Consider the following 24605-nt stretch of genomic DNA (forward strand, 5'->3'; position numbering starts at 1 on the left):
CTCCCGCCACGGCGTTCGTTCGTTCCCGCTATCAGCTGCTCCGCACCGCGGCCGACCGCGCGTCGAGGCGCAGGCTTTCCGCGTAGTCGGGGAGGATGCCCAGCTCCTTCGCCTCGGCCAGTGTCGGGGCTGCACGGTCACGGTCCGACAGGACGAGGTCCAGGTCCTCTGGGTAGGGCAGGGCGATTTCGGGGTCCAGCGGGTGGATGGCGTACTCCCGCTGCGGTTCGTAGCCGGTGGAGAGCAGGTAGGAGATGGTGGTGTCGTCCTCGAGGGCGACGAACAGGTGCCCGACGCCGATCGGGATATGGACCGACCGGCAGTTCTGCGGATCGAGCTCCACCGAGTCCCACATGCCGAAGGTCGGGGAGCCCACCCGGGTGTCGATGATGTAGTCGACGGCCTTCCCGCGCGAGCAGTAGGCGTACTTCCCCATACCGGGCGGAACGGCAGTGAAGTGGATACCGCGGACGACGCCCCGCTTGGAGACGCTGTAACTGGACTGCACCACCGGGTAGAGCGGGCGTCCCACGGCCTCGGTGAACACGTCCTCCTGGTAGGGCGACAGGAAGACGCCGCGGGCGTCCCCGAACACCTGGGGGGTGAACTCGTAGGCCCCTTCGATCTTCAGCTGGCGTACCTGCACCGGTTCTCCTCATGTAGTGACACGTGCCGTCCCGGGGGCGGCACTCAGAACGGTCCCTGGAAGCCGGCGGACACATCGGCCAACTGCGGCAGCGCAGCGTCCCTCTCGCCGCACACCTCCAGGCAGGCGGACACGATGCTGCTCGCGCCAGGGTGGAAGGCCTCCTCCAGCGGACGCGACACGGGCGCCGGGCAGTCCGGCAGGGACACACGCCGTACCGGTGCGCGCAGTACGTGCGGTACGTGCTCGGCGACCACCGCGGCCACCTCGGCGGTGAAGCCGTACCGTGCCCAGCTGGTGTCGGCGACGACGAGCCGTCCGGTCTTCGCGACGGACTCGCAGATGATGCCCTCGTCCAGCGGCCGCAGACTGCGTACGTCCACCACCTCGACGCTGATGCCCCGCTGGGCGAGCTGCTCGGCCGCGCGCTCCGCCTCGTGCACCATCAACGACGCCGCGACAACGGTGACATCGCTGCCTGTGCGGGCGATGCGACCGATGCCGAACGGGGTCGGTATCGGCTCTTCGGGCACCTCGCCGGTGAGCTGGTACAGGTTGCGGTTCTCGATCAGTACGACGGGTGTGTCACCGGTCAGGGCCTGCACCAGCATGCCCTTGGCGTCGGCCGGGGTGGCGGGCGTCGCCACGTGAAGCCCCGCGTAGTGCGCGAACGTCGCGTGCGGGCTCTGGGAGTGGGTGGAACCCTGCCCCCAGCCCCGTCCGACGACACCGCGGGTCACCACCGGGACGCCGCCCTTGTCACCGCCGTAGGTATAGCGCCACTTGGCGGCCATGTTCACGATCGGGTCCATGGCGAGGAACATGAAGTCCGCGCGGACGTGCACCACGAGGGGGCGCTGCCCCGCGGCGGCGGCTCCGATGGCGAAGCCGGCCGTGGCGTTCTCCGCGTTGGGCATGTCGATCACCCGGCCCGGGCCGAACCGGTCGAAGGCCTCCTTCGTGGTGCCGAAACTGCCGCTCACGTCGTCGACGCCCTCGCCGGCGACGAAGATCCGCTCATCGCGTTCCATGCACTGCACGGTGGCTTCGCTGATGGCCTGCCAGTAGGTCAGGGTGCGCATATCCGGTCTCCTCTTCCCTGGGATGTGCGGTGGTCAGTGGGTCTCGGGCAGATACGCGCCGTCGAGCAGACGGGCGGTGTCCGGGAACGGCAGCGCCTTGGCGCGGTCGACCGCCGCGTGGGTCTCCTGCTGGAACTCGGTGCTCCAGGTGGCCACGGCCGCGTCGATGTCCGGTTCATCCGCGCGCAGCGCGTCCGTGGCCCGCACGATCGGGCAGCCCGCCATCCAGGACTCGATCTCCTCCTTGGACCGGTACCCGTGGTCGTGGTCCAGCCCGGGCCCCACGTGGGCGCGCCACCGGTACGTCGCCAGTTCGAGCAGGACCGGTCCTTCGCCCCGGCGGGCGTGCTCCACCGCGTCCCGCGCGGCGGCCTGGACGGCGAACACGTCGTTGCCGTCGACGGACAGGGCCCGCACTCCGGCTGCCTCGGCACGCCCGTGCACCGAGGTGCCCTCGGCATGCCGGACACTCAGCGGCGAGGAGATCGAGTACAGGTTGTTCTCACAGACGAAGACCACCGGAATCCGGTGCACCGCCGCGAAGTTCAGGGACTCGGCGAACACGCCCTCGTCGGCCGCCCCTTCACCGAAGAAGGTGAGCGCGACCCGCTCCTCACCGGCGCGGGCGAACGTCCAGCCGCTGCCGACGGCCACGGAGATCATCTCGCCGAGGATGGCGGCCGAGCCTGCGAAGCCCACCGACTGGTCCATCACGTGCATCGAGCCGCCCCGTCCGTGGGCGCAGCCGTCCTCCTTGCCGTAGAGCTCGGCCACCAGCGCTTCGAGGTCGCCGCCCTTTGCGAGGTAGGGCGCGTGCGAGCGGTGCCCCGAGTACACCCAGTCCTCGGTGGTGGTGGCCGAGCACACCCCCACCGCGGTCGCCTCCTGTCCGATGGAGAAGTGCGTGGGGGTACGCATCTCCTGCTCGTCGCGGTAGTAGTCGGCGAGGATCTCCTCCGCCGTGCGGATGCGCACCATGTCCCGGATCAGCCGGGCGCGGGCAGACACCATCTGCGAGTCCTTTCGGTGTGTTTCTGTCACTGCGGCCCGGCCAGCAGGCTCCGCAGGCAGGCGACGAGGCTGCGGGCTTCCACGTTGAGGTAGTAGCTGTGGCGCAGCAGGTCCGTGAGTTGCCGCAGGGTCACCCAGCGGAAGCCGGGGTGGTCGCCGGCCTCGCTGTCGTCCGCTTCGACGACCAGGTAGCGGTTGCGGGTGTGGTAGAAGCGGCCGCCTTCTTCGGAGAGGGTGGTGTCGAATCGGATGCGCCGGGGGTCGGCGTCGAGCACCTCGTCGAGGAAGGGCGGCCGGGCTTCGGCCGGCAGGACGGCGTAGTTCGTCGGGGTGCACTGCACCGTCGGGGCCAGCTCGATGACGTCGTTGTGGCCCGGTTCGGCCTTGGCTTGTACCAGGACGTGCAGGACGCCGTTGATCCGGCTGGTCAGGAAGGCGATCAGGCCGGTCCGTCCGGCGGCGATCAGGGGCTGGGTCCACTGGTCCACCTCGCGGCCCCTTGCGCGGACCCGTACGCCCATGACGTCGAAGAAGAGCCCGCTCTCGTGGCTGATCCGGCCGTCCGCCGCACGCCATCCGGTGACCTGGTTCAACGGCACCTGGCGGACCAGCAGTTCCGTGGTGCTGCGTGTCTCGGTGATCCAGTTCAGGATCTCGGCCGTGGTGTGCCGGCCGTCGTCGGCGCCGATCTCGCAGGACCTGAGCAGCGCGGTCTGGAACGCGTCCGGGGACGAGGCCGCGGCTTGAGCGACACCGGGGCCGGTGAAGGGCAGACAGGACAGAACGGCGCGGGAGTCCATGTTCACCATGTCGTCCAGGGCGAGCAGTTCGTGGACCTGACCCAGCGTCAGCCACCGGAACCCATTTCGCACTTCGACCGGTTCGCGGACCTCGACGATCATGTTGCGGTTGCGTTTCCGGTAGAACCAGGCGCCCTGTTCGGACTGGCGTACGTCGGCGATGACCGTGTGCTGTGCGGCGTTGCGGAAGTACTCGACGTAGGGGACCGGGCGGCCGCGGTGGGCGCCAGTGTAGTTGCTGCGGGTGGCCTGCACCGTGGGCGACAGCTGGAGCCCGTTGTGGTTGCCCGGTTCCACCTTCGCCTGCATCAGGAAGTGCGCGACGCCATCGAACTCGGACATCAGGATGCCGAGGATGCCGGTCTCCGGCTGGTTGATGACCGGTTGGCTCCACCCGGGAACTGCGGCGCCGGGCCGCTCGACCGACACGCCCCCGACGGAGAAGAAGCGCCCGCTGTCGTGCACGAGGTTGCCGGTACCCGGCTCGCGGTGCCAGCCGGTCAGCTCGTCGAGCGGGACGGGCTCCACCTCGGTCGAGGATCGTTCGGCACACGCGGCGAACCACTGGTGGTAGTCGGAAAGCGCCGTCACACCGTCGGTGCGGGCCGCGGCGGAACGGGCCAGGCGCCGGCTCAACAGGTCTTCCGCGTACGCCGTCAGGGCAGGTGCGGACGTGGCTGCGTAGGCCGTCATCAGGCCGCCTCCGCCTGCTTGTCCACTAGGCGTTCCAGAGTCGCGACCACGGCGGCGGGGGAGGGCTGGGCCAGCAGTTCGTCCCGCATCCTGGCGGCGCCCGCGGCGAAGCGGGGCTCGTCCAGGAGCCGGGCGACGTGGTCGCGGACGGCGTCGGCGGTCGCGCTGTTGGCGGGCAGGGCCAGCCCTGCCTCCAGCTCCTCCTGCCGCCGGGCGATCATCAGGGTGTCGTAGCCGTGGCCCAGCACCAGTTGGGGCACGCCGTGGTGGACGGCGGTCAGACGGGAGCCGATGCCGCCGTGGTGCACGATGGCCGCGCAGGTGGGCAGCAGGTCGTGGAGCGGTACGAAGTCCACCAGGCGGACGTTGTCGGGGAGTTGGTCGAGCCCAGCCGCGTCGTCGGCGCTCAGGGTGGCGACGACCTCCACATCCAGGTCGGCCAGTCCGGCGAGAATGTCGCCGACCGTGGTCGTCGTGTTCTCGATCTCGTTGGAGAGGCCCAGAGTGAGGCACACCCGCCTGCGCTCGGCCGGTTTCCGCAGCCAGTCCGGCACCACAGCGGGGCCGTTGTAGGGGATGTAGCGCAGGCTTTCAACGGGGCCCGCGGAGTCCAGCCGGGTGCTGGGTACCGATGTGTCGATGGTGAAACTGCCGGTGCGCAGCCGCTCGGTCCATGTGCCGCCGAGCCGGCGCATGGTCTCCTCCAGCCACTCGCGTGTGGGGTCCTCGCGGTGCGCCGCGGGCTGCTCGTCGTGGCGGCGCAGGAACTCCTCGCGGGCCCGGCCGATGAAGTCCAGGCCGTACACGAACCGGGCGTGCGGTACGCCGATGAGTTCGGCGGCCACGGCACCGGCGACGGTGAGCTGCTCCCAGACGACGAGGTCGGGCTGCCAGTGGCGGGCGTAGGCGACCAGCTCGTCGATCACCGGGTCGTTGTTGATCCCGGCGTACAGAGCGGAGACGAGGACCTTCTCCAGGCCCAGCAGCCCCTCCCAGCTCCAGGCCGCGGCGTCGGTCATCGGCCAGTCGAAGGTGCCCAGGAAGTCGGATGCGCCGTTGCTCATCAACTGTCCGTACAGCTCGGGCTCGTAGGTGTCGTTGCGGTACCAGCCGGGCTCGCCGACCGGCACGGCGGTCATGCCGCTTCCGGTGGTGGTCTCTGTCAGGTCGGGGTGCCCCGTGACGCGCACCTCGTGCCCGGCCGCGCGCAGTGCCCAGGCGAGGGGCAGCATCGGGTGGAAGTGCGTCGGGTGGGGCATGCTGGCGAACAGAATCTTCATGTGGTGTTCTTCCTGGCTCAGACCGTGGCCACGGGGCAGGCGACCAACGACGGGGACACCGGGGCGGCGGCGCGGCGGACGAGCGGCTCGGTGGTGACCGGGCGAGGGCGGAGAGCGGCGAGGGCGCGCAGTCCTTCTTGGGCGCAGGCCACGGCGAAGGGCAGCACCGAGGACCGGGCCGTGCCGGGCACGAGGACGGTGCCCTGCTGCTCCAGGGGACGGTCCGGGTCGAATCGGTCGGGGTCGGGGAACACCTCGGGGTCTCGGTGGGCGGCGCCCAGGACCGCCACCACGCGCTCACCGGCCGCGATGCGCTGCCCGCCCAGCTCACAGGGGGCGTCGGCGGTGGCAACGTGCAGTTGGAGGGGAGAGGCCAGGCGCAGGGTCTCCCGCACCACCCGCTCGGCGTGGCTCGGCTGCGCTGCCAGCCGGTCCCACAGTTCGGCGGCGCCGTGGCCGGTCGCGGCACCATGGGTGACGGCGTTGGTCAGCAGGTCCGTCGCCACCGGGATTCCGGCCACGGCGATGTCGAGTCCGGCCGGGACGAGGGCCCGCAGGGTCGTCAGGCCGTCAGCGATCTGCCGGGTGAGGGCCGGGCTCTGCGGATAGAACGGGGCGTCGAGTGCGCCCTGGGTCTGCAGGACGGCGGTATGCAGGGCGCGTTCCGCGGCCTCGTCGAGCCCGCAGGCCCGCGCCAGCGCCCCGACGGCCGCGTCGCGGGCGACGGCGACCAGGTCGGCTTCGTCGGACGTCCGATCCAGTGTGTGTTTCCACGAAGTCGCGGCGTATCGCGCCGCGGCTGCCGCGGCGTCGGGCCAGGAGACGTCGTCGTACGCGTCGAACAGGGGCCGGCCGCGCAACTCGGGTGTCGTCAGGGCGGCGTGCGCGACCGGATGCCGCGCGGCGACCCAGTCACCAGTGGTGCTGCGGGACAGCGGCTGTTCACGCAGAGCGCGCCATTGGTCTCGGGGGTCGATGTCGAGCCCCCGCAGCAGAGCTGCGTAGGGGTCGCCCTGCGCAGCTGCCAGCCATATGAGGCCCTGCTGCAGTTGCAGCCGACGCCCCAGACCTCGGTCTGTGTGTGACACGTTCGGAATCCTTCCTGTCCAGGGGGTAGGAGCGGCCCCTGGCCGCTTGCTGCAAAAACGCTTGGACGCAGGCCAGGGCTGTACGACCGACCGACGGGCCTCCGCCGGCGCGACACCGGCGTGGGCTCCGGCCGGAATGGCGCTCGCGTGAACCTTGTCCGGACCGGCTCCCGCATGCCCCGGAGGGCCGTCGGAGTCATGGGCGTGGAGCCAGTCCACGGCTTCCATCAGGCCGTCGGGGGAGAGCGAAGCGAGCAGCGCGTCGCGTGCGTCGGCTTCGGCACCGTCCGGGTGGTACAGGGCATGGCCCATCCACCGGGACACCTCCTGGACCCGCGCGGTGCGCTCCCGCCGCAGTGCGGCGAACCGCGTGAGACGCCCTGCGACGTCCGGGCGGATGGCGTGCAGGGATGAACTGTCCAGCGTCTCGCCGAGCACCACCGCGTCCTCCAGCGCCATACAGGCGCCCTGGGCGGCGTACTGCAGCATGGGGTGAGCGGCGTCTCCGGTGAGGCAGACCCGCCCGTCGGTCCAGGTGTCGGTCGGTGGACGGTCGCAGAGCACCCAGGTCCGCCAGTTCCGGCCGAGTTCGAGCAGGCGGCGGGCGTTCGGGTGCAGATCGGGGAAGCCCGCCAGCACCTCGTCCCGGCCGGTCGGGACACCGGCCACCGAGTCCCGGGCGCCGTCGTCGCGGGTGATCGCGAGGTTCAACTTGTCGCCGCCCGCGATCGGGTAGTGCACGAAGTGCCAGCCGGGACCCGCCCACAGATTCACGGAGTTCCAGCGCAGCGCGGACGGCACCTCCGCCATCGGTACGACCGTGCGGTGGATGGTGTGGCCCGAGACCTGCGGCGGGCCGTCGCCCACCATCTGGGCGCGCACTTTGGAGCGGATCCCGTCGGCGCCTATCAGGGCGTCGGCCTCGATGCTGTGGCCGCCGACGGTCAGGACGCGTACCGATTCGGGGGTGTTCAGGTAGCCGGTCACCGCTACGCCGGGGAGCAGAGCGACGAGGTCGTGGGCATGGCAGGCACGCAGCAGCGCCGTGTGCAGATCGCCGCGCTGGACCACGGAGTACGGGTTGCCGAACCGCCGTTGGTACGCGTCACCTAGCGGCAGCGAGGCCAGGGCCGCGCCGGAGCGGCCGTCCATGAGCCGCAGGGCGTCGACACGGACGGCACTGTCACGTACCGGTTCCTTGATGCCGAGCCGGTCCAGGGCGCGGAAGGCGTTGGGCGCCAGCTGGATACCCGCGCCGAGTTCGACGAAATCGGCGTTGCGTTCTAGGACTTGGGCGGTGTGGCCGGATCGGGCGACGGCCAGGGCGGCCGCCAGGCCGCCGATCCCGCCGCCCGCTATCGCGATGTTCAGCACTTCTCTACCTTGTGGTTGGCAGGGGCAGGTGTGGGGGTTCACGGTGGGCCGGCGGGGCAGGTGCGCGGTGCGGCGCCGCCGCGAGCAGGGCGGCGACCGTCTCCCCGAGCACGGCCGCCCCATCCCGGCTGAGCAGTGACTCCGGGTGGAACTGCAGAGAGGCGAAGCCGGGGCCGCGCAGGCCGTGTACCTGACCGGTGGCCGGGTCGCGGCTCACCTCGACGGTGCCGGAGACCGCGGGGGAGCCGATCGTGTCCTCGGCGCTGCTCAGGGCGAAGGTGTTGTAGAAGCCCACGAGGACAGGCCGCCCGAAAAGTTCGATCTTCTTCTGCACGCCCTGGTTGGGGCGTTCGCGGCGCACGATGTCAAGCCCGAGCAGGGTGCCGAGCACCTGGTGGCTGAGGCAGACGGCGAGGAAGGGTGTCGACGCGTCGAGGAGGTGCCGGATCGTCTCGCGCAGGGAGCGGATCCTGGCGTCGGTGATGTCACAGGGATCGCCCGGGCCCGGTCCCATGACCACGAGGTCGTACCCCGTCGTGGCGTACGGCGCGTTGAAGCGGCGCACGTCGACCTCGAACCCCAGCGAGCGCAGCAGATGGGCGATCATCGCGGTGAAGTTGTCCTCGGCGTCGACCACGAGTACGCGGCGGCCCTCGGGTATCCGCGTGAGCGGCGGATCGTCGTCGGCCGGGGACGAGCTCAGCCAGAATCGCGCGAGGCTCTCGTTGCGGTCTTCGAGGGCACCGCGGACCAAGGGGTGGTCGGCCAGCGTGAGGGCCACGGCCCGGCGGGCGGCCGTGGGTTCGGCGATGCCCAGCGCGCGCAGCACACCGCGCGCCTTGGCGTGAGTCTCGGCCACTTCGGAGTCGGGCTCGGAGTCGCGCACCAGGGTGGCGCCCACCGCCAGTTCGAGCCGGCCGCCGGTGATGGCCGCCGTCCGCAGCAGAATCGCCGAATCCAGGGACGTACCGCCGTTGATGTCACGGCTGACCAGCGCGGCGACTCCGCTGTAGTAGCCGCGGCCGCGGCGTTCGTACTCGCGGATCACCCGGCACGCGCTCTCCAGGGGGCTGCCGATGACCGTGGGCGCGAACATCGTCTCGCGGAGGATCTCGCGCACGTCGCGGGTGGTGCGGCCCTTGATGAGGTACTCGGTGTGCGCGAGGGTGGCCATCTCCTTCAGGTACGGGCCCACGACCCGGCCACCCTCGTCGCAGATCCGGGCCATCATCTTGAGTTCCTCGTCCACCACCATGTACAGCTCACCGGCCTCCTTGGGGTCGGCGAGGAACCGCATCACGTCGGCGAGTGCGGGGCCGTCGGGCGGGTAGCGCAGGGTGCCGCTGATGGGGTTCATCACGGCGGTCCCGTCGAAGAGGCTGACGTGCCGCTCGGGGGTGGCGCCGACGAAGGTGCGGTCCCCTGTGTGCACGACGAACGTCCAGTACGCGCCGCGCTCACCGCCGAGCAGCCGGCGGAACAGGCTCAGGGCCACCGCGGGGGACCAGTTGGTGATGTCGGCCGTGAAGGAGCGGCTGATGACGAAGTTGGCACCCGTACCGTTACCGATCTCGCGCTCCAGCACCCGGCGCACGATCGAGGCGTACTCGTCGTCGTCGACGTCGAAGCGCGCGTCCGACAGGTCGACCGGCACGTCGGGCAGCAGCGCCAGGGCCTCGTCCAGGGGATGGGCGGCCTGTTCGGCCACGGTCAGGGTCAGCAGCGGTGCGCCGTCGTCGTGGCAGACGAAGCCGCGCTCGGAGACCTGGCGGTAGGGCACCAGTACCAGCGTCTCGTGGTGTGGTCCGGGCGGCCCTTCGTGGGGTGCGGTGAGCGGTACGTCGGCCAGGCGGGCCACTTCGTCCACGTCTCCCAGCAGCAGCTCCACCCGGTCCCCGACCGCCTCGGGCCGGTACAGCAATGCGAAGGCGGGCGTGTCGGGTCCGAGCACGCGTCCCAGGAGGTCGGTGAACCGACAGTCTTCGGGCGCCATCGCGTCAGTCCTGCCTGATGAGTTCGGCGGTGCCCAGCTGGCTGAGCAGCGTGTCGGTGGGCACGACGACCGAGCACCGGGACGCGGCGTAGTCGAGTGCCATCCGGTGGTGGTTCGCGGAGAAGTCTGCGACCGCGTCCGCCACCAGGAAGGTCTCGATGTCATGGGTGAAGGCGTCGACAGCCGTCATCAGGCAGCCGACGTGGGCGTAGACACCGCAGATGATCAATTGGTCGCGGCCGTTGCGTCGCAGATGGTCCATCAGGTCGTTGCCGTGGAAGGCGCTGTAACGCCACTTGGTGAAGACCGCGTTCTCCGCGGCGGGCGCCACCTCGTCGATGATCGCGCGGTGTTCGGGCGTCGTCTGCATGCCCGGACCCCAGAAGTCCTTGAGCAGCCCGCGCTGGTCCTCGGTCATGTCTCCCGGCTGCGCGGTATAGGCGACCGGGATGTCCAGGGACCGGCACAGCTCCACCAGCTTGCGGGCGTTGCCGACCAGACTGAGCGCGGGCTCCTGGGCCGCGGGGAAGGGGGCCACGAAGTAGCGCTGCATGTCGTGCACGAGGAGCGCCGCGCGCCGGGGGTCGGGCCGCCACGAGGCCGTGTTGGCGGGCAGGGCGTCCTGGTGGGGCATGGGGTAGGGGGCGATGCCGGGTATGGCCATGAGGGGGTTCTCCTGGGGGTTCGAGGAGGATGTCCTGGGCCGGACAGGTCCTGGGTGGGCTGGGTAGGCCCCACGACAGGGCCTAGCGACCCAGGGCGGCGCCGCCGTCGACGTGGAGGTCGTGCATGGTGATGTGCGCGGCACGGTCGGAGAGCAGGAACGCGACGGCGTCCGCGATGTCGTCGGGGGTGGCGAACTTGCCGAGCGGAATGCCGCCCCGGTACTCCGACAGCACTCCGTTGAGAGAGTGGGCAGGCCCGGACTCGTCCTCCCACAGGGAGCGGAGCATGGACGTGTCGGTCGAGCCGGGGCACACGACGTTGCAGCGGATGCGGTGTTGCGCCAGCTCCAGGCCGAGGTTCTTCGTGAACGCGACAGCCGCGGCCTTCGAGGCGCTGTACGCGGCCATGTGGACCCGTGGAACGACGGCGGCGTTGGAGGCCACGGTGACGATGGAGCCCCGGTGCTGGCGCTGCGCCATGCGGCGGGCGACGGCGGTGGAGACCCGGAACACACCGGCGGTGTTGACCGCGAAGGTCTGTTCCCAGTCCTCCTCGGTGAGCGACAGCACTGGCGCGGCGCGCAGGACGCCCGCGGTGTTGACGAGCTGGTCGATCGGGCCCAGCCGCTCTTCCACGGTGGCGATCACGGCCTCCACCCGGGCGGCGGAGGTGACATCCGCGGGAAAGCCGGCCACGGACAGGCCCTTGTCCCTGGCGGTTCGCTCCAGTTCTTCGAGGGCCACCGCGTCGAGGTCGACCGCGGCGACCGAGGCACCGGCCTCGGCGAGCGCGTACACGACCGCCTGCCCGATGCCTCCAGTGGCCCCCGTCACCAGCGCGACCTTGCCCGCGTGCTCCGTGCCGGGGCGCTCCCTGCGGGTGTGCTCCTTGCCCTTCAACGTTGTTTCTCCTTAGGTCGCTTCAGATCGAGTCACTACAGATCGAGGCACCGCAGATCGGCCGTGGATCAGGCGTGCCAGGCGAGTGCGAGGTGGCGGGCCTGCGCCAGATTGAGCCGGGGGTCGCACAGCGTGGTGTAGGGGGCGCCCGGCACGTCGTCGGGGGCCCAGACGCACTCGGCGACCAGCTGGGCGGTCGCCTCCAGATGCAGGCCGCCCGCGACACCGCGCTCGGCGAGCACCACGTCTTGGAAGGCCTCGACCTCGTCGATGAGCGCGGCCACGATCCGTGTCTTGCGTCCGTCCGCCGCGCGCACGGTGTTGCCGTGCATGGGGTCGCACAGCCAGATCACCGGGTGCCCCGCCTCGCGGACCGCCCGCACCAGCCGCGGCAGCCTGTCGCGGACATGGGCGGTGCCCATCCGGGTGACGAGGGCCAGTCGGCCGGGGCTGCGGCCGGGATCCAACGCGGCACACAGCGCCAGCAGTTCGTCGGCCGTCACGGTGGGGCCGACCTTGCAGGCCACGGGGTTGACGACCTGGGACAGCAGATGGACGTGGGCGCCGTCCAGCTGCCGGGTGCGCTCCCCGATCCACGGCAGGTGGGTGGAGGCCAGCAGCAGCCCGCCGTCGTCCAGCCTGCGCAGCAGCGGCCGTTCGTAGTCGAGCAGCAGCGCCTCGTGGCTGGTCCACACGGCCGACCTGGCGTCCGCCGCCGGGCCGCGGCCCTGTGCGGCCACGGCCGACTGGACGGTGCGGGACAGGTCGTAGCCCGTCAGCAGCCGCCGGGGGTCGGGCTCCCGCGCGACCGGCTCGGCCTCGGGTGCGTTCACCATGGGGCCCCGGTAGGCGGGGAGTTCGAGGCCCCCGACCCGGTCGACGGGCTGGGAGCGGGGCTTGGCGAACTGGCCGGCCAACCGCCCGATCCGCAGCACCTCGCGCCCGGTGCCGTCCCGCATCACCCCGGCGAGTTCGTCGAGCAGGCGCACGGTGCGCCGGACGCCGGGCGCGGTGCACTCGGCCGGGTCCTCGGCGCAGTCGCCCGCCTGAAGGATCCGCCGGTCTCCGGTGACCACCTCGCCGAGGAGCTCCCGCAGCCGGGCCGTGTCCTCGGCGGTGACGAGGCCGGGGCGGTCGCGCAGGATCGCGCGGACCCGGGCCAGCAGCCATCGGTCACGCCAGACGGGCTGCTGCTCCGCGGCCAGGGGTGGGGGGACCTCTTCCACGTTCGCGGCGTGGACTGTGGCCGTATCTCGCCCCACGTAGCTCCCCCTTTTTGGATATAGCAGAACGTTCGATTCGGTGATCGAAATTCGGGCGTCGAATTAAGTCGTGGCCGAATTCGCGACGGGGCACTTTCGGCAATGCGGCACGCAATGGATCTGCAAGATATGCAGATGTCGCGGACTTCGTCAAGCGATCATTGTCGCGCTTGGAATGCCTGCTGAGCCCCGTTTTTGATGCGGTTGCGCGCATCTTTTAAAGCGTGTGCGGTTACATGCACTGCTTTGCTTTTGCTTGACTCGCCTTTCGGTAGGTTAAGGCTTTACAGTCGCCACCTAAGAGGATTAGGTTGACGCCGCCCTGCCGTATTGGCGGTCCGTTTTAACGTTCCAGTTCCAGGGGGAGTACATGCAGAAGGGCACGCACCTGCTCGTCACCGGGGGCGCGGGTTTCATCGGCTCCCACTATGTCCGTACGCTGCTGCGTCGCGCGGACGCGGACGTGCGCACGGTCACGGTCCTGGACAAGCTCACCTACGCGGGCAACCTCGCCAATCTGGCCGACCTGGCCGACGACGACCGGCTGCGCTTCAGGCAGGGCGACATCTGCGACCCCGGTGTCCTCGACGCACTGCTGCCCGGCGTCGACACGGTGGTGCACTTCGCCGCCGAGTCCCATGTCGACCGCTCAATCGAGGACAGCGGCGCATTCCTGCGCACCAACGTCCTCGGCACCCAGAGCCTGCTGGACGCCTCGCTCCGGCACGGCGTACGCACATTCGTGCACATCTCCACGGACGAGGTGTACGGGTCGATCGAGCACGGGTCCTGGGACGAGAGCTGCCCCCTGCGGCCGAACTCCCCCTACTCCGCTTCGAAGGCCTCAGCCGACCTCCTGGCGCTGGCTTGCCACCGCACCCACGGTCTCGATGTCCGCATCACCCGCTGCTCGAACAACTACGGCCCGATGCAGCACCCGGAGAAGGTCATCCCCCTCTTCGTCACCCGCCTCGTCGACGGGCTGTCTGTGCCGCTGTACGGCGATGGCAGCAACGTCCGCGACTGGCTGCACGTCGAGGACCACTGCCGCGGCATCGAACTGGTGCGGCGTGCGGGCCGCCCCGGAGAGGTCTACAACATCGGCGGCGGTACGGAACTCACCAACCGGCAGCTGACCGAACGGCTGCTCGTGGCCACCGGCGCCGACTGGTCGTCCGTGCGCCCGGTGCCCGACCGCAAGGGCCACGACCTGCGCTACTCGGTCGACTGCCGCAAGGCGCGGGAGGAACTCGGCTACCAGCCGCTGCACGACCTGGACTCCGGACTGGCCGCCACCGTGGGCTGGTACCGGGATACCCCCGACTGGTGGCGCCCGCTCGGCACCGCCCCGCTGCCTCGCACCGCTCCATCCGTCGCCCTGACCGGAACCGTCCACTGACCGCTGATCGCCCCTAGGCAAGGAAACCCATCGCGATGCGCGGAATACTGCTCGCCGGCGGCTCTGGCACCCGGCTGCTGCCGCTGACCACCATCAACTCCAAGCAGCTGCTGCCCGTCTATGACAAGCCGCTGGTGTACTACCCCCTGTCGGTGCTGATGCTCGCCGGGATGCGGGAAATCCTCGTCATCACCAACAGCCTCCACATCGACTCCTTCCGTTCCCTGCTGGGCGACGGCAGCCACCTCGGCCTCGACCTGCAGTACGCCGTCCAGGACGAGCCGCGGGGAATCGCCGAAGCCCTGCTGATCGGAAGGGAGTTCGCCGGTGACGAGGACGTCTGCCTGATCCTGGGCGACAACATCTTCTACGGGCAGGGCCTGCCCGCCACGCTGCACAAGGCCACGGAGACCGTCGACGGCTGCACGGTCTTCGGCTACCCGGTCTCCGACCCCGAGCGCTTCGGCGTCGCCGTGCTCGACGGGGACGGTGAGCTCGTCGACATCGTGGAGAAGCCGGCCGCTCCGCCGTCCAACATCGCCGTCACCGGGCTGTACATGTACAGCAATGACGCCCTGGCCTACGCCGAGAAGATCTCGCCGTCCGCCCGAGGCGAGCTCGAGATCTCCGACGTCAACCGGCTGCTCGTCCAGGAGGGCCGCGGCCGGATCGTCCAACTCGGCCGCGGCAACGCCTGGATTGACGCCGGCACCCACGACAGCCTGCTGGAGGCCAGTCAGTACGTGCAGGTCCTGCAGAAGCGGCAGGGCATGCAGATCGCTTGCCTGGAGGAGACCGCGTTCCGCATGGGCTACATCGGCATGGGCCAGCTCAGTGAACTCTCCGAGCGGCTCTCTACCGGGTCGATGTACGGCAGGCACGTCAGATCTCTGGTCCAGGCCTGATCCCACGCACCTCGCCACCGGACGCCCGAACTCCCGACAGGACGCCCGAAGGAACGGGCCATCGACACAGGAGACATCTATGGAGAGCGCTGCTGGTGCTCTGCGCAACCACCGTCTGGATTCGCTCACCGGAGCGCGCTTCGTCGCCGCGGGCCTTGTGTTTCTGTGCCACATCGCGACCGGAGGCCTCTTCGCCGCCGGGTCGGGCGCGGCCGACGGACTGATGACGGCGACCAAGACCGCCGGGACCATCGGCGTCTCGTTCTTCTTCGTCCTCAGCGGCTTCGTGCTGACATGGTCGGCCCGCCCGGGCGAGACCTACGGCAGCATGCTGCGGCGCCGCCTGGTGAAGATCCTTCCCAATCACGTGGTGACCTTTGCCCTGGCGATGGTCGTGTACGCCGCGGCCGCCACCCCGCTCGGTACGGCCGTGCTCAACCTGCTGCTGCTCCAGTCCTGGTCGTCCGACCCGGCGGTTTTCCTGAGCGTCAACGGCGCGAGCTGGTCGCTCTCCTGTGAGCTGCTCTTTTACGCGCTGTTCCCGGTGCTGCTGCCGCTGATCGGCCGGATCCGCGCCGCTCGGCTGTGGTGGTGGGCGGCGGGTGTCGCCGCAGCGGTCATGGTGCTCCCCCTCGTGGCGTCGGTCCTGCTGCCGCAGTCCCCTGCATTCCCGGCGGTGGGCTCGTGGCTCGACGGCGTGTCCATCGAGCGCCTGTGGTTCGTGTACGTCTTCCCGCTGACCCGGCTGCTGGAGTTCGTACTCGGCATGCTGATGGCGCGCGTCGTGCTCAGCGGGCGGTGGATCGGCCTGAGCTCCGCCTGGGCCGCGCTGCTGACTACCGTCGCGTACGTCGTGGGGATCTACACGCCCATGCTGTTCACCGTCGCCGCCGTCACCGTTGTTCCGCTGGCGCTGTTCACCGCCGCGCTGGCGGCCACCGACGCGGGCGGCGGCCGTACGGTCCTCGCGGGACCGGTGACGCGTCGCCTCGGTGAGGCGTCGTTCGCGTTCTACCTCGTCCACGGCATCGTCCTGGCCTACGCGGGGGAACAGGTGGCGGGTGCGGGCCGGGCGCTGACGACGCTGGAGAGCGTGTTCGTCTCGCTGCTCGCCCTCGCGGTGAGCCTGGGTCTCGCCCTGGCCATGTACCACTGGATCGAGACGCCCGCGATGCGCCACTGGGGCCGCTCCTGGCGCCGGGCAGCCGCCGCACCGTCCGATTCCGCGGCGGTACCCAAGCCGTCGCCGGGCCGCGCGGACGAGAGCGCATCGCCCCGCGCCTGACCTGGGTTGGGCCGCACTGTTCTTCGATGCCCTACCCCCCTTCCGCTCCGACATCGAGTGAGGTCTCTTCCTTGCGTATCCTTTTTGTCACGGGCGGCAGCCCGGCCACCGCCTACGCACTCACCCCGCTGGCGACGTCCGCCCGCAACGCCGGCCACGAGGTCCTCGTCGCCTCCAACAAGGAGACGATGGAGGCGATCGCTGGAGCCGGGCTCCCCGGCGTCTGCGTGTCCGACGTCCCGATCCGGCACCTCATCACCACCGACCGTGCGGGCGATCTCGTCCCGAAGTCCGACGACCCGGACGTGCAGATGCGGTCCATCGGCCACGCTTTTGGCCGGATGGCGGCGCTCTACCAGGAGCCCCTGTACGAACTGGCCCGGTCCTGGCGCCCCGATGTGGTCGTCGGCGGCACTCTCACCTACTCGGCCGCGGTCCTCGCCGCCCGCATCGGCGTGCCCTACGTACGGCAGTCCTGGGACTCCGGCGAGCCGCAGGTCGTCGACGTAGCCGCCGAGATCGAGATGCGGCCGGAACTCGAGGCACTGGGCCTCGGCGGCATCCCCGACTCCGCCCTGTGGATCGACGTCTGCCCGCCGAGCGTCCGGGACCCCGAGGCCCCGCAGGGGACCTCCATGCTCTGGGTCCCCTGCAACCTGCAGCCGCAGCTTGAGCCGTGGATGTACACGAAGGGCTCCGCGCCCAGGGTCGCCATCACCGCCGGCACGAAGACCGCCCCCGGCTACTTCTTCGACTACCTGGTCCAACTCGTCGACAAGCTCCGGCATCTGGACGCCGAGCTCTTGGTCAGCGCACCGCCCGCGGTTGCCGGTGAACTCAGCGAGGCGACGGGTACGAAGGTCGGCTGGCTGCCCTTCGACACGGTGGCCCGCACCTGCGACCTGCTCGTCCACCACGCGGGCGGCGGCACGGCGCTGACCGGCATGGTCTATGGCATACCCCAGCTGCTCGTCCCCAACATGCCCAAGCTGGTGGCCCCTTCGGAGCGCCTCGCCGCCTACGGCGCGGCCCGCACGATCCTGCCGGGCGACGACACCCCGGACGCGGTGGCGACCGCGGCGGAGGACCTGCTGACGAAGGCGACCTACCGCGAGCGCGCCCGGTCGCTGGCGGACGAGGCCAACGCCATGCCCGCGCCCGCCGAGGTGCTGAACCTGATCGAGAAGCTGGTCTGACGCCGTGTTCTACCACGTGTGCTTCGTCGTACCGGACATCGAGCAGGCGATGAGTGACCTCACCGCGAGCGTCGGCGCCCAGTGGTCCGGCGTCCTGGAGGACTCCCTCGGGGAGTGGGACTACCGGCTCGCGTTCACCAGCGGCGGCCCGCCGTACATCGAACTCGTCCAGGGGCCCCCCGGCAGCCCCTGGGACTCCTCCCTGGGAGCCCGCTGCCACCACCTCGGCTACTGGACCGAGGACGTGACCCAGAGCTCCGCCCGGCTGTCCGACGCGGGCTTGACCCAGGAGTTCAGCGCCTGCCCGCTCGGGCGCCCGTACACCTACCACAAGGTGCGCAGCCTCGGCATCGACCTGGAAATGATGGACATCTCCCGGCAGCAGAAGTTCGTCGCGTCCTGGGACCCCGGGGCCCCGCGGATGCCCGCCTTCGACTCGGCATCCGACACATAACGCATCCGTCGCAGTGCCTGTTCATCCGTACGAATGGAGCAGAAACCGAATGCCCAGCGAGAATCCCGACGTACTGGTCGTCGGCGGCAGCACGGTGGGGCTGTGCACAGCCCTGTTCCTGTCCCGGGCCGGGATACGCACCCTGGCCGTCGAGCGGCGCCCGGCCCCGCCGACGCACCCGCGCGCCATGGGGATCGGCCCGCGCACCGTGGAGATCCTGCGCGCGGCCGGTCTCGCCGACGCGGTGGACGCCCAGTGCGTGGACATGACCGGCGACAACCTCCAGATGTTCACCACACCCACCCTCGCGGAGGCCGACCTGGACGTCCTGTCCCAGCAGGCACCGCCCCGCAGTGACGCCTTCGGCCGGCTGACGCCGCAGACCCTGCGCGGCACCTGCCCGCAGGGCCGCCTGGACCAGGTGGTCGTCGACGAGGCCCGGGCCGCGGGCGCGCGCATCGAGTTCGGTACCGAGCTCCTTGACTTCGTACAGGACGACGAGGGAGTCACCGCACAGGTCGCGGGCTCTGACGGGATCCGCGAGATCCGGGCCCGCTACCTGGTGGCCGCCGACGGCGCCCGCAGCGGCGTACGGGAGCGACTTGGCATCGCCACCAGCGGCCCCGGCGTGCTCGGCGACCCCCTGATCAGCGTGCTCTTCCATGCCGACCTGACGGAGCTGACGCACGGCCACACGTTCGTCATCTGCGACATCACCACCCCGAAGGCCTCCGGCGGGCTGCTGCCGGTCGACGGCAGGAGGGAGTGGATCTACCACTTCCGCTATTCGCCCGACTCCGGCCAGAAGGCCGAGGACTTCACACCGGAGAAGTGCGCCGCACGGATCCGGGAGGCCATCGGACCCGCCGCCGACGTGGAGCCCGACGTCGTGAGCATCCTGCCCTGGCAGGTACGCGGACTGATCGCCGACCGATTCCGCTCCGGCCGGGTGTTCCTCGCCGGGGACGCCGCCCATGTCATCCCGCCGGTCGGTGCCTTCGGCATGAACACGGGAGTGGCCGACGCCCACAACCTCGCGTGGAAACTCGCACACGTTCTGGACGGAAATGCGGGCGGCGCCCTCCTGGACACCTACGAGGCCGAGCGGATCCCGGTGGCCAGGACCGCGCTGGAGCAGTCGATGCTGCGGCTGGAGGATCCCTCCCTGCACTGGGCGTCCGGGCCGGAAGGCCGCGCGCGCAGGGCTCGGGCCGGGGCGCTCAACGCCCCGGTGGTCCACCTCGGCTACCGCTACGACTCCGCGGCCGTGCTCGACGCGCACCCCGGGCTGCCGTCCGGCGAGGACGTGGAGGCGGACCTGGACGGATCCCCCGGCTCCCGTCTCCCGCACCACTGGCTGCCCGGGGAACGCGACCGGGTCTCCACACTCGACCTGGTCGACCACCGGTTCACCCTCCTCACCGGCTCACGCGGGCAGGAGTGGCTCGACGCCCTCGGCAAGGTGGCGGCCCGTCTCGGCGTCCCGGTGGACGGACATCGCGTCGAGGACGGCGACGGCACGGCGAGCGAGACCGGTGCCCCCTGGACCACCCAGGTCGGCGTCGAGGACTCCGGGGCCCTGCTGGTGCGCCCCGACGGGTTCGTCGCATGGCGTGCCCAGAGCCTCGACGGTGCGCCCGAGCCCCGTCTGGAACAAGCCCTGGCCGCGCTCCTCGCCCGCCCGGAACAGCCTTCCTGAGGCGCACTCAACTCACCATTCGAAACTCAACTCACATGGCGTCGCGTTCGTTCTCCGTTCGCGACGAGGGGAGGGAACCGTGGCAGCGGACACCGCACCGCGTACCGCTCTGGTAACCGGCGGCAGCAGGGGAATCGGCCGGGCTGTCGTCGAACGGCTGGGCCGCTCGGGTGCCGTGGTGGCCATCCACTACGGACGCGACGCCGCCGCGGCGGACGAGGCCGTGGCCGCGGTTCGCGCCGCGGGCGGACAGGCCTTTTCGGTACGCGCCGACCTGACCGAGGAAGACGCCGTCGACGCGCTGGCCGCGGGCGTCGAGCAGGGCCTGGTCGAGCACACGGGCTCCCGTGGGCTCGACGTCCTGGTCAACAACGCGGGCGTCGGATGCCGCGCCGACATCACCACCCTGACCAGTGAGGACATCGACCGGGTATTCGCGATCAATGTGAAGGCCCCCGTGTTCGTCGTCCAGCGGCTCCTGCCGCTGCTGCGTGACGGGGGGCGGATCGTCAATGTCTCCTCCGTCGCCAACCGGATCGCCCACCCGCACGTGCTGGCCTACGCCATGAGCAAGGGCGCGCTTGAGGCGTTCAGCCGCTCACTGGCGGCGCAGCTCGGTCCCCGCGGTATCACGGTCAACACCGTCGCACCGGGCCTGATCGAGACGGACTTCCACCGCGCCCGGCTGCGCGCCCACCCCGAGGACGCCGCCGAGGCGGCGGCGCTCACCGCGTTTGGACGGCTGGGACAGCCAGAGGATGTGGCAGACGCCGTCGCCTTCCTCGCCTCGGAACAGGCGCGGTGGATCACCGGAGAGCGTGTGGAGACCACCGGGGGTGCCTATCTGTGAGATCCGCCACCCTCCGTTCTGTGAGGCCTGTCGCCCGCTGCTCCATGCGGCCGACCGCCCGCTGCGCCGCCCCGTTCGGGCCCGCTGCGAACCGCCGTTGTACGTCAGAAAGGTTTGGACTTGCTCCTCAACGACATCTACCTCACATCCCTCGGTGTACGTCTGGGCCGGCGGCTCGACCTCGAAGAGGCCGTGACCGACGGGCGTTACGCCTCCGCTGAGTACGTCGCCAACGCCCTCCTCGGGGTAACCGTGTCGGACGACGTGTTCGCCCCCGACCTGGCTGTGGCGGCGGCCCGCCTGGCCCTCGAACGCGCCGGGACCGATCTGGCCCCCGACGACGTACGGCTGCTGCTGCACGCCAGCGCGTACTTCCAGGGCCAGGACATGTGGACGCCGGCCTCCTACATCCAGCACCACACCATCGGTGGCAACGCCCCGGCCGTCGAGGTCGACCAGAAGTCGAACGGGGGCATGGCCGCGCTGTCGCTCGCGGCCGGTTTCCTGGCGGGCTGCGACGCCGCCGCCGCCGTCCTGGTCACCACCGGCGAGCGGTTCTGCCTCCCGGGGTTCGACCGATTCCGCACCGAGAGCGGCACGGTCATGGCCGACGGCGGCACGGCCCTCGTACTCGGTCGGACCCCCGGCTTCGCCCGGGTCGTTTCCTGCGTCCTCACATCGGACTCCTCGCTGGAGCACATGTACCGCGGCCGCGGGCTCAAGGACGCCCCGGCCTCCGGCGACAAGCCCCTCAACATGCGGGCCCGCAAGACGGACTTCATGCGCAAGAACCTCAACGACCTCGAGTCGATCTCCTTGCAGATCGCCGGGGGCATCGGTGACTGCATCCAGCAGGCCCTCGACGAGGCGAAGACCGACGTGGCCGACGTACGGCGATTCGTCATGCCTCACAACGGACAGACCGTGCGCTGGTGGAACATGCTCGCCGACATGGGCGTCGGACAGGAGCGCACCACCTGGGAGTTCGGGCGTCAGGTCAGCCACCTCGGATCCGGCGACCAGAACGCGGGGCTCGAGTACCTGCTGACCACTGGACAGCTGGAACCCGGGGACCGTGTGGTGCTCGCCGGTACCGGCTACGGCTTCAACTGGGGCGCCGCGGTGCTGGAGATCCTCCACATCCCCTCCTGGGCCACCGCGGAGGCCGACGAGGCACAGGCCGCGACGGCTCCCGTACCCCAGAAGTGAAGAGGAGCCCCGCCATGCCCTTTCCGCCCCTTGTACAGCCTGCGTCCGACCTTCCCGACAGCGAAGTCCGGCGCCACGCACACCAGTTGATCCTGTCCGGTCACGGCGCCCCGGGCCAGCGGCGGCTCGCCGCGGGCAGGGTGCTGGTCATCGGCGCCGACGAGATCGGAGCGCCGCTCATCGCCCATCTCGCCGACTCGGGCATCGGGTTCATCGGCATCTCCGACGGTTCACCCCTCAACCCTTGGGACCGCTATCTCGGCATTCCGGGCGAGGAACCGTCCGACCGGGCATCCGCCTGGGCCCATGCCCTGCGGCGCACCCACCCGTCCGTGCGGACGGTCGTCGAGGGCCGGTTCGACGTGACCTCGGCGCGGGAGCTGGTCGACGGCTACGACCTGGTGGTGTGCGCGGGCGAGGACCAGGCCCGGTGCCAACTCGTCGACGACGTCTGCGCGCAGGCCGGCATCCCCTTCGTGTGGGGCTCCATGGACGCCACCGGGGGCCGCGCCTCCGTCTTCTGGGACCGGCATGGGCCGGGCTTCCGGGACCTGTACCCCGAGCCCCCCGCCCCGTACTTCCGCGGTATGGCCGGGGCGCTGAAGGTGGTGGGGGCCTGGCTCGCCGTGACGCTGGCCACCGAGGCCGTCAAACTGCTCACCGGCGCGGGCGAGCCACTGGTCGGCCGCGTGATGAAGTACGACGCGATGGCCGCCACCTGCGTGACCGTGCCGCTGCGCCCGGACGCGCGCACCCAGCGCCCGGCCGAACTCACGGCCGCTGACCCCTTCTTCGGCCTGCTGTCACCGGAGGCGTCCGAGGCCGCGCGGGCGTCCACCGTCTCGGCGGAGGAGCTCAAGGCCCTGCTCGACCAGGGCGAGCCGGTCACCCTGGTCGACGTCCGTGAGCCGGACGAGTACGCCTTCGCCCACCTGCCCGGCTCGGTGCTCATCCCGCAGGGGGAGTTCCTGCGCGGTGACGCCGCCGACCGGCTGCCCAAGGACCGCAGGACCGTGTTGCTGTGCCGGGCAGGCATCCGCTCGGCGGAGGTGCTCGCGGTGGTCAAGAGGAGCGGCCACCCGGACGCGGTCCATCTGGGCGGCGGCATCCTTGCCTGGGCGGAGCGGATCGACACCGCCATGCCCTCCTACTGACCCGCCCCGCCCCAGAACGATTACTCTCCGTGCTGATTTCGGTGTCGGAGAGTCCCGCTGACACGGAACTCCCGTACACGCTCCGAATCCAGGAACCGGCATTCTCCATTCTCGGCCCCGGCGGTACATGAAGAATGCATTCGCATTCTATCGGCGTCTCCGATAACAGTTGTGTGCCCGCCTGCCCTGTGGCAGGCGGGCACGTATCGCAGCAGCCCTTTCAGCGCACCGGAACGCAGCGCCCCGCCTCGGTGCGATAGGTCCACCGCGCCCCCTCGCGGGCGAGCTGCGCGACCGCGGCCACCAGCCGGTCGAGGTGCTCGACGGGGGTGCCGGCGCCGAAGCTCGCCCGCACGGCGTTCACAGGCCGCTCGCCCGGCGCCAGCGGCTCCGGGGCGCCGCACTCGTCCGGCTGGTCGGGGGCGTTGCCGAGCAGGCCGCGGACCAGCGGATGGGCGCAGAACATGCCGTCACGAACCCCGATGCCGTGCTCGGCGGAGAGCGCCGAGGCCAGGTGCGAGCTGTTCCAGCCCTCGACCACGAAGCTGATGACACCGACCCGCGGAGCGGAATCGCCCAGCAGCGACAACACCTTGACCTGCGGAATTGCCGCCAGACCGGCCAGGGTCCGCTGCAGCAGCGCCTCCTCGCGCGCCATCAGCGAGTCGAAGCCCTCCGACTGGAGCGCGCGGCAGGCCGAGGCCAGCGCGTAGGCGCCGACGACGTTCGGCGACCCGGCCTCGTGCCGCGCGGGGCCCTGCTGCCACTCGACGGAGAACCCGTCGTCGCCGCGCACGACCCGCCTGCTTGCCCCGCCCCCGGCCAGATATGGCTCGGCTTCGCGCAGCCAGTCCGCGCGCCCGGCCAGCACACCCGCTCCGAAGGGCGCGTACATCTTGTGCCCGGAGAAGGCGACGTAGTCCACGCCCAGTTCGCTGATGACGACCGGTCGGTGCGGTACGAGCTGGGCGGCGTCCAGGACCACCCGCGCCCCGGCCGCGTGCGCGACCTCGCTGATCTCCGCGACCGGCCACAGCTCGCCCGTGACGTTGGAGGCACCGGTGACACAGACGAGGCCGGGCCGCTCCGGGTCGTGGCCGGCCAGCGCCTCGGCCACGATCTCGACCGCCTCGTGGCGGGTGCCAGGGGCCCTCAGCAGGGTGAACTCCGTATCACGCCACGGCAGCAGGGCGGCGTGGTGCTCCGTCTCGAAGACGTAGACCCTCGTCCCGGCGGGAAGTACCGACGCCATCATGTTGAGCGAGTCGGTGGCCGACCGGGTGAAGACGACCTCGTCGTCGCCACGACAGCCGAGAAACTCCCGCACGGTTTCCCGGCTCTGCTCGAACAGGTCGGTGGACAGTTGCGACAGATAGCCGGCGCCGCGGTGCACGCTGCCGTAGTACGGCGCATACGTGGCCACGTCGTTCCACACACTCCGCAGGATCGGGGAGCTGGCCGCGTAGTCGAGGGCGGCATAGGGCACTTCGCCCCCCGTGACGAGCGGCACCGTCACATCGGCGCCGAGCACGGGCAGCGGGTCACCGCATTCCACCTCGGTGGTCGGCAAGGACGGCTGAACAGACATGTCGCACTCCTGGTAGGTGAACTGAGCAGGGTTCCGGCGGCACCTGCGGGCCGGAACGGCCCGGGTGAGGCC

General features: G+C 70.6%; 20 protein-coding genes. 9 read left to right on the forward strand and 11 right to left on the reverse strand.

Annotated elements, in window-relative coordinates:
- Positions 1-31: 31 nt before the first annotated feature.
- The 10 genes from J7E89_RS25930 to J7E89_RS25980 all read right to left on the reverse strand — a co-directional run bounded on the left by J7E89_RS25930 (position 32) and on the right by J7E89_RS25980 (position 12758).
- A complete protein-coding gene (locus J7E89_RS25930) occupies positions 32-646 on the reverse strand; it encodes a dTDP-4-dehydrorhamnose 3,5-epimerase family protein (protein ID WP_214976848.1) in 615 nt (204 codons plus the stop codon).
- Between the two features lie 44 nt (positions 647-690).
- The gene (locus J7E89_RS25935) at positions 691-1728 is read right to left on the reverse strand and encodes an alpha-ketoacid dehydrogenase subunit beta (RefSeq protein ID WP_214976849.1); all 1038 of its coding nucleotides are present in this window, start codon (positions 1726-1728) and stop codon (positions 691-693) included.
- Between the two features lie 33 nt (positions 1729-1761).
- Positions 1762-2739 carry a thiamine pyrophosphate-dependent dehydrogenase E1 component subunit alpha gene (locus J7E89_RS25940; RefSeq protein WP_214976850.1) on the reverse strand — a complete coding sequence of 326 codons (978 nt, stop codon included), beginning with the start codon at positions 2737-2739 and terminating at the stop codon, positions 1762-1764.
- A 26-nt stretch (positions 2740-2765) separates the two neighbouring features.
- On the reverse strand, positions 2766-4232 hold the full coding sequence (locus tag J7E89_RS25945) for an NDP-hexose 2,3-dehydratase family protein (RefSeq protein WP_214976851.1): 1467 nt from the start codon (positions 4230-4232) through the stop codon (positions 2766-2768).
- Positions 4232-5512: an activator-dependent family glycosyltransferase gene (locus tag J7E89_RS25950; protein WP_214976852.1), complete on the reverse strand. Its 1281-nt coding sequence runs from the start codon at positions 5510-5512 to the stop codon at positions 4232-4234. The genes J7E89_RS25945 and J7E89_RS25950 overlap by 1 nt, the downstream gene beginning before the upstream one ends.
- 17 nt (positions 5513-5529) lie before the next feature.
- Positions 5530-7974 (reverse strand): cytochrome P450, encoded by a 2445-nt coding sequence (locus tag J7E89_RS42090; RefSeq protein WP_308315601.1) that lies wholly within the window; start codon positions 7972-7974, stop codon positions 5530-5532.
- A 4-nt stretch (positions 7975-7978) separates the two neighbouring features.
- Complete coding sequence (locus J7E89_RS25965; RefSeq protein ID WP_214976853.1) at positions 7979-9967, reverse strand: anthranilate synthase family protein; 1989 nt, start codon at positions 9965-9967, stop codon at positions 7979-7981.
- Positions 9968-9971: 4 nt separating this feature from the next.
- Positions 9972-10631, reverse strand: coding sequence for an isochorismatase family protein (locus J7E89_RS25970; RefSeq protein ID WP_214976854.1), 660 nt, complete (start codon positions 10629-10631; stop codon positions 9972-9974).
- Between the two features lie 82 nt (positions 10632-10713).
- On the reverse strand, positions 10714-11532 hold the full coding sequence (locus J7E89_RS25975) for a 2,3-dihydro-2,3-dihydroxybenzoate dehydrogenase (RefSeq protein WP_214976855.1): 819 nt from the start codon (positions 11530-11532) through the stop codon (positions 10714-10716).
- A gap of 68 nt (positions 11533-11600) precedes the next feature.
- Positions 11601-12758, reverse strand: a complete 1158-nt coding sequence (locus tag J7E89_RS25980; protein WP_308315602.1) for a 3-deoxy-7-phosphoheptulonate synthase — start codon at positions 12756-12758, stop codon at positions 11601-11603.
- Between the two features lie 406 nt (positions 12759-13164).
- Here J7E89_RS25980 and rfbB point away from each other — a divergent pair, with 406 nt between their 5' ends.
- From rfbB to J7E89_RS26025, 9 genes are all read left to right on the forward strand, one after another.
- On the forward strand, positions 13165-14193 hold the full coding sequence (gene rfbB, locus J7E89_RS25985; protein WP_214976857.1) for a dTDP-glucose 4,6-dehydratase: 1029 nt from the start codon (positions 13165-13167) through the stop codon (positions 14191-14193).
- Between the two features lie 35 nt (positions 14194-14228).
- Entirely contained in the window at positions 14229-15098 is an 870-nt protein-coding gene (rfbA, locus tag J7E89_RS25990; protein ID WP_214976858.1) for a glucose-1-phosphate thymidylyltransferase RfbA, read from the forward strand.
- A 79-nt stretch (positions 15099-15177) separates the two neighbouring features.
- A complete protein-coding gene (locus J7E89_RS25995) occupies positions 15178-16383 on the forward strand; it encodes an acyltransferase (protein WP_214976859.1) in 1206 nt (401 codons plus the stop codon).
- A gap of 71 nt (positions 16384-16454) precedes the next feature.
- Positions 16455-17579, forward strand: coding sequence for a glycosyltransferase (locus J7E89_RS26000; protein WP_214976860.1), 1125 nt, complete (start codon positions 16455-16457; stop codon positions 17577-17579).
- A gap of 4 nt (positions 17580-17583) precedes the next feature.
- The gene (locus J7E89_RS26005; protein ID WP_308315603.1) at positions 17584-18033 is read left to right on the forward strand and encodes a VOC family protein; all 450 of its coding nucleotides are present in this window, start codon (positions 17584-17586) and stop codon (positions 18031-18033) included.
- Positions 18034-18082: 49 nt separating this feature from the next.
- Positions 18083-19732 carry an FAD-dependent monooxygenase gene (locus J7E89_RS26010; RefSeq protein WP_214976861.1) on the forward strand — a complete coding sequence of 550 codons (1650 nt, stop codon included), beginning with the start codon at positions 18083-18085 and terminating at the stop codon, positions 19730-19732.
- A gap of 79 nt (positions 19733-19811) precedes the next feature.
- Positions 19812-20582 carry an SDR family NAD(P)-dependent oxidoreductase gene (locus J7E89_RS26015; RefSeq protein ID WP_214976862.1) on the forward strand — a complete coding sequence of 257 codons (771 nt, stop codon included), beginning with the start codon at positions 19812-19814 and terminating at the stop codon, positions 20580-20582.
- Positions 20583-20702: 120 nt separating this feature from the next.
- The gene (locus tag J7E89_RS26020; RefSeq protein WP_214976863.1) at positions 20703-21791 is read left to right on the forward strand and encodes a ketoacyl-ACP synthase III family protein; all 1089 of its coding nucleotides are present in this window, start codon (positions 20703-20705) and stop codon (positions 21789-21791) included.
- A gap of 14 nt (positions 21792-21805) precedes the next feature.
- Positions 21806-22945, forward strand: a complete 1140-nt coding sequence (locus tag J7E89_RS26025; RefSeq protein WP_214976864.1) for a ThiF family adenylyltransferase — start codon at positions 21806-21808, stop codon at positions 22943-22945.
- A 220-nt stretch (positions 22946-23165) separates the two neighbouring features.
- Here the strand turns inward: J7E89_RS26025 and J7E89_RS26030 are convergent, their stop codons facing one another.
- The gene (locus J7E89_RS26030; RefSeq protein ID WP_214976865.1) at positions 23166-24533 is read right to left on the reverse strand and encodes an aminotransferase class V-fold PLP-dependent enzyme; all 1368 of its coding nucleotides are present in this window, start codon (positions 24531-24533) and stop codon (positions 23166-23168) included.
- Between the last annotated feature and the right edge of the window lie 72 nt (positions 24534-24605).

This window comes from Streptomyces sp. ISL-100 (genome assembly GCF_018614615.1).
In the GTDB taxonomy this organism is placed as follows: Bacteria; Actinomycetota; Actinomycetes; order Streptomycetales; family Streptomycetaceae; genus Streptomyces.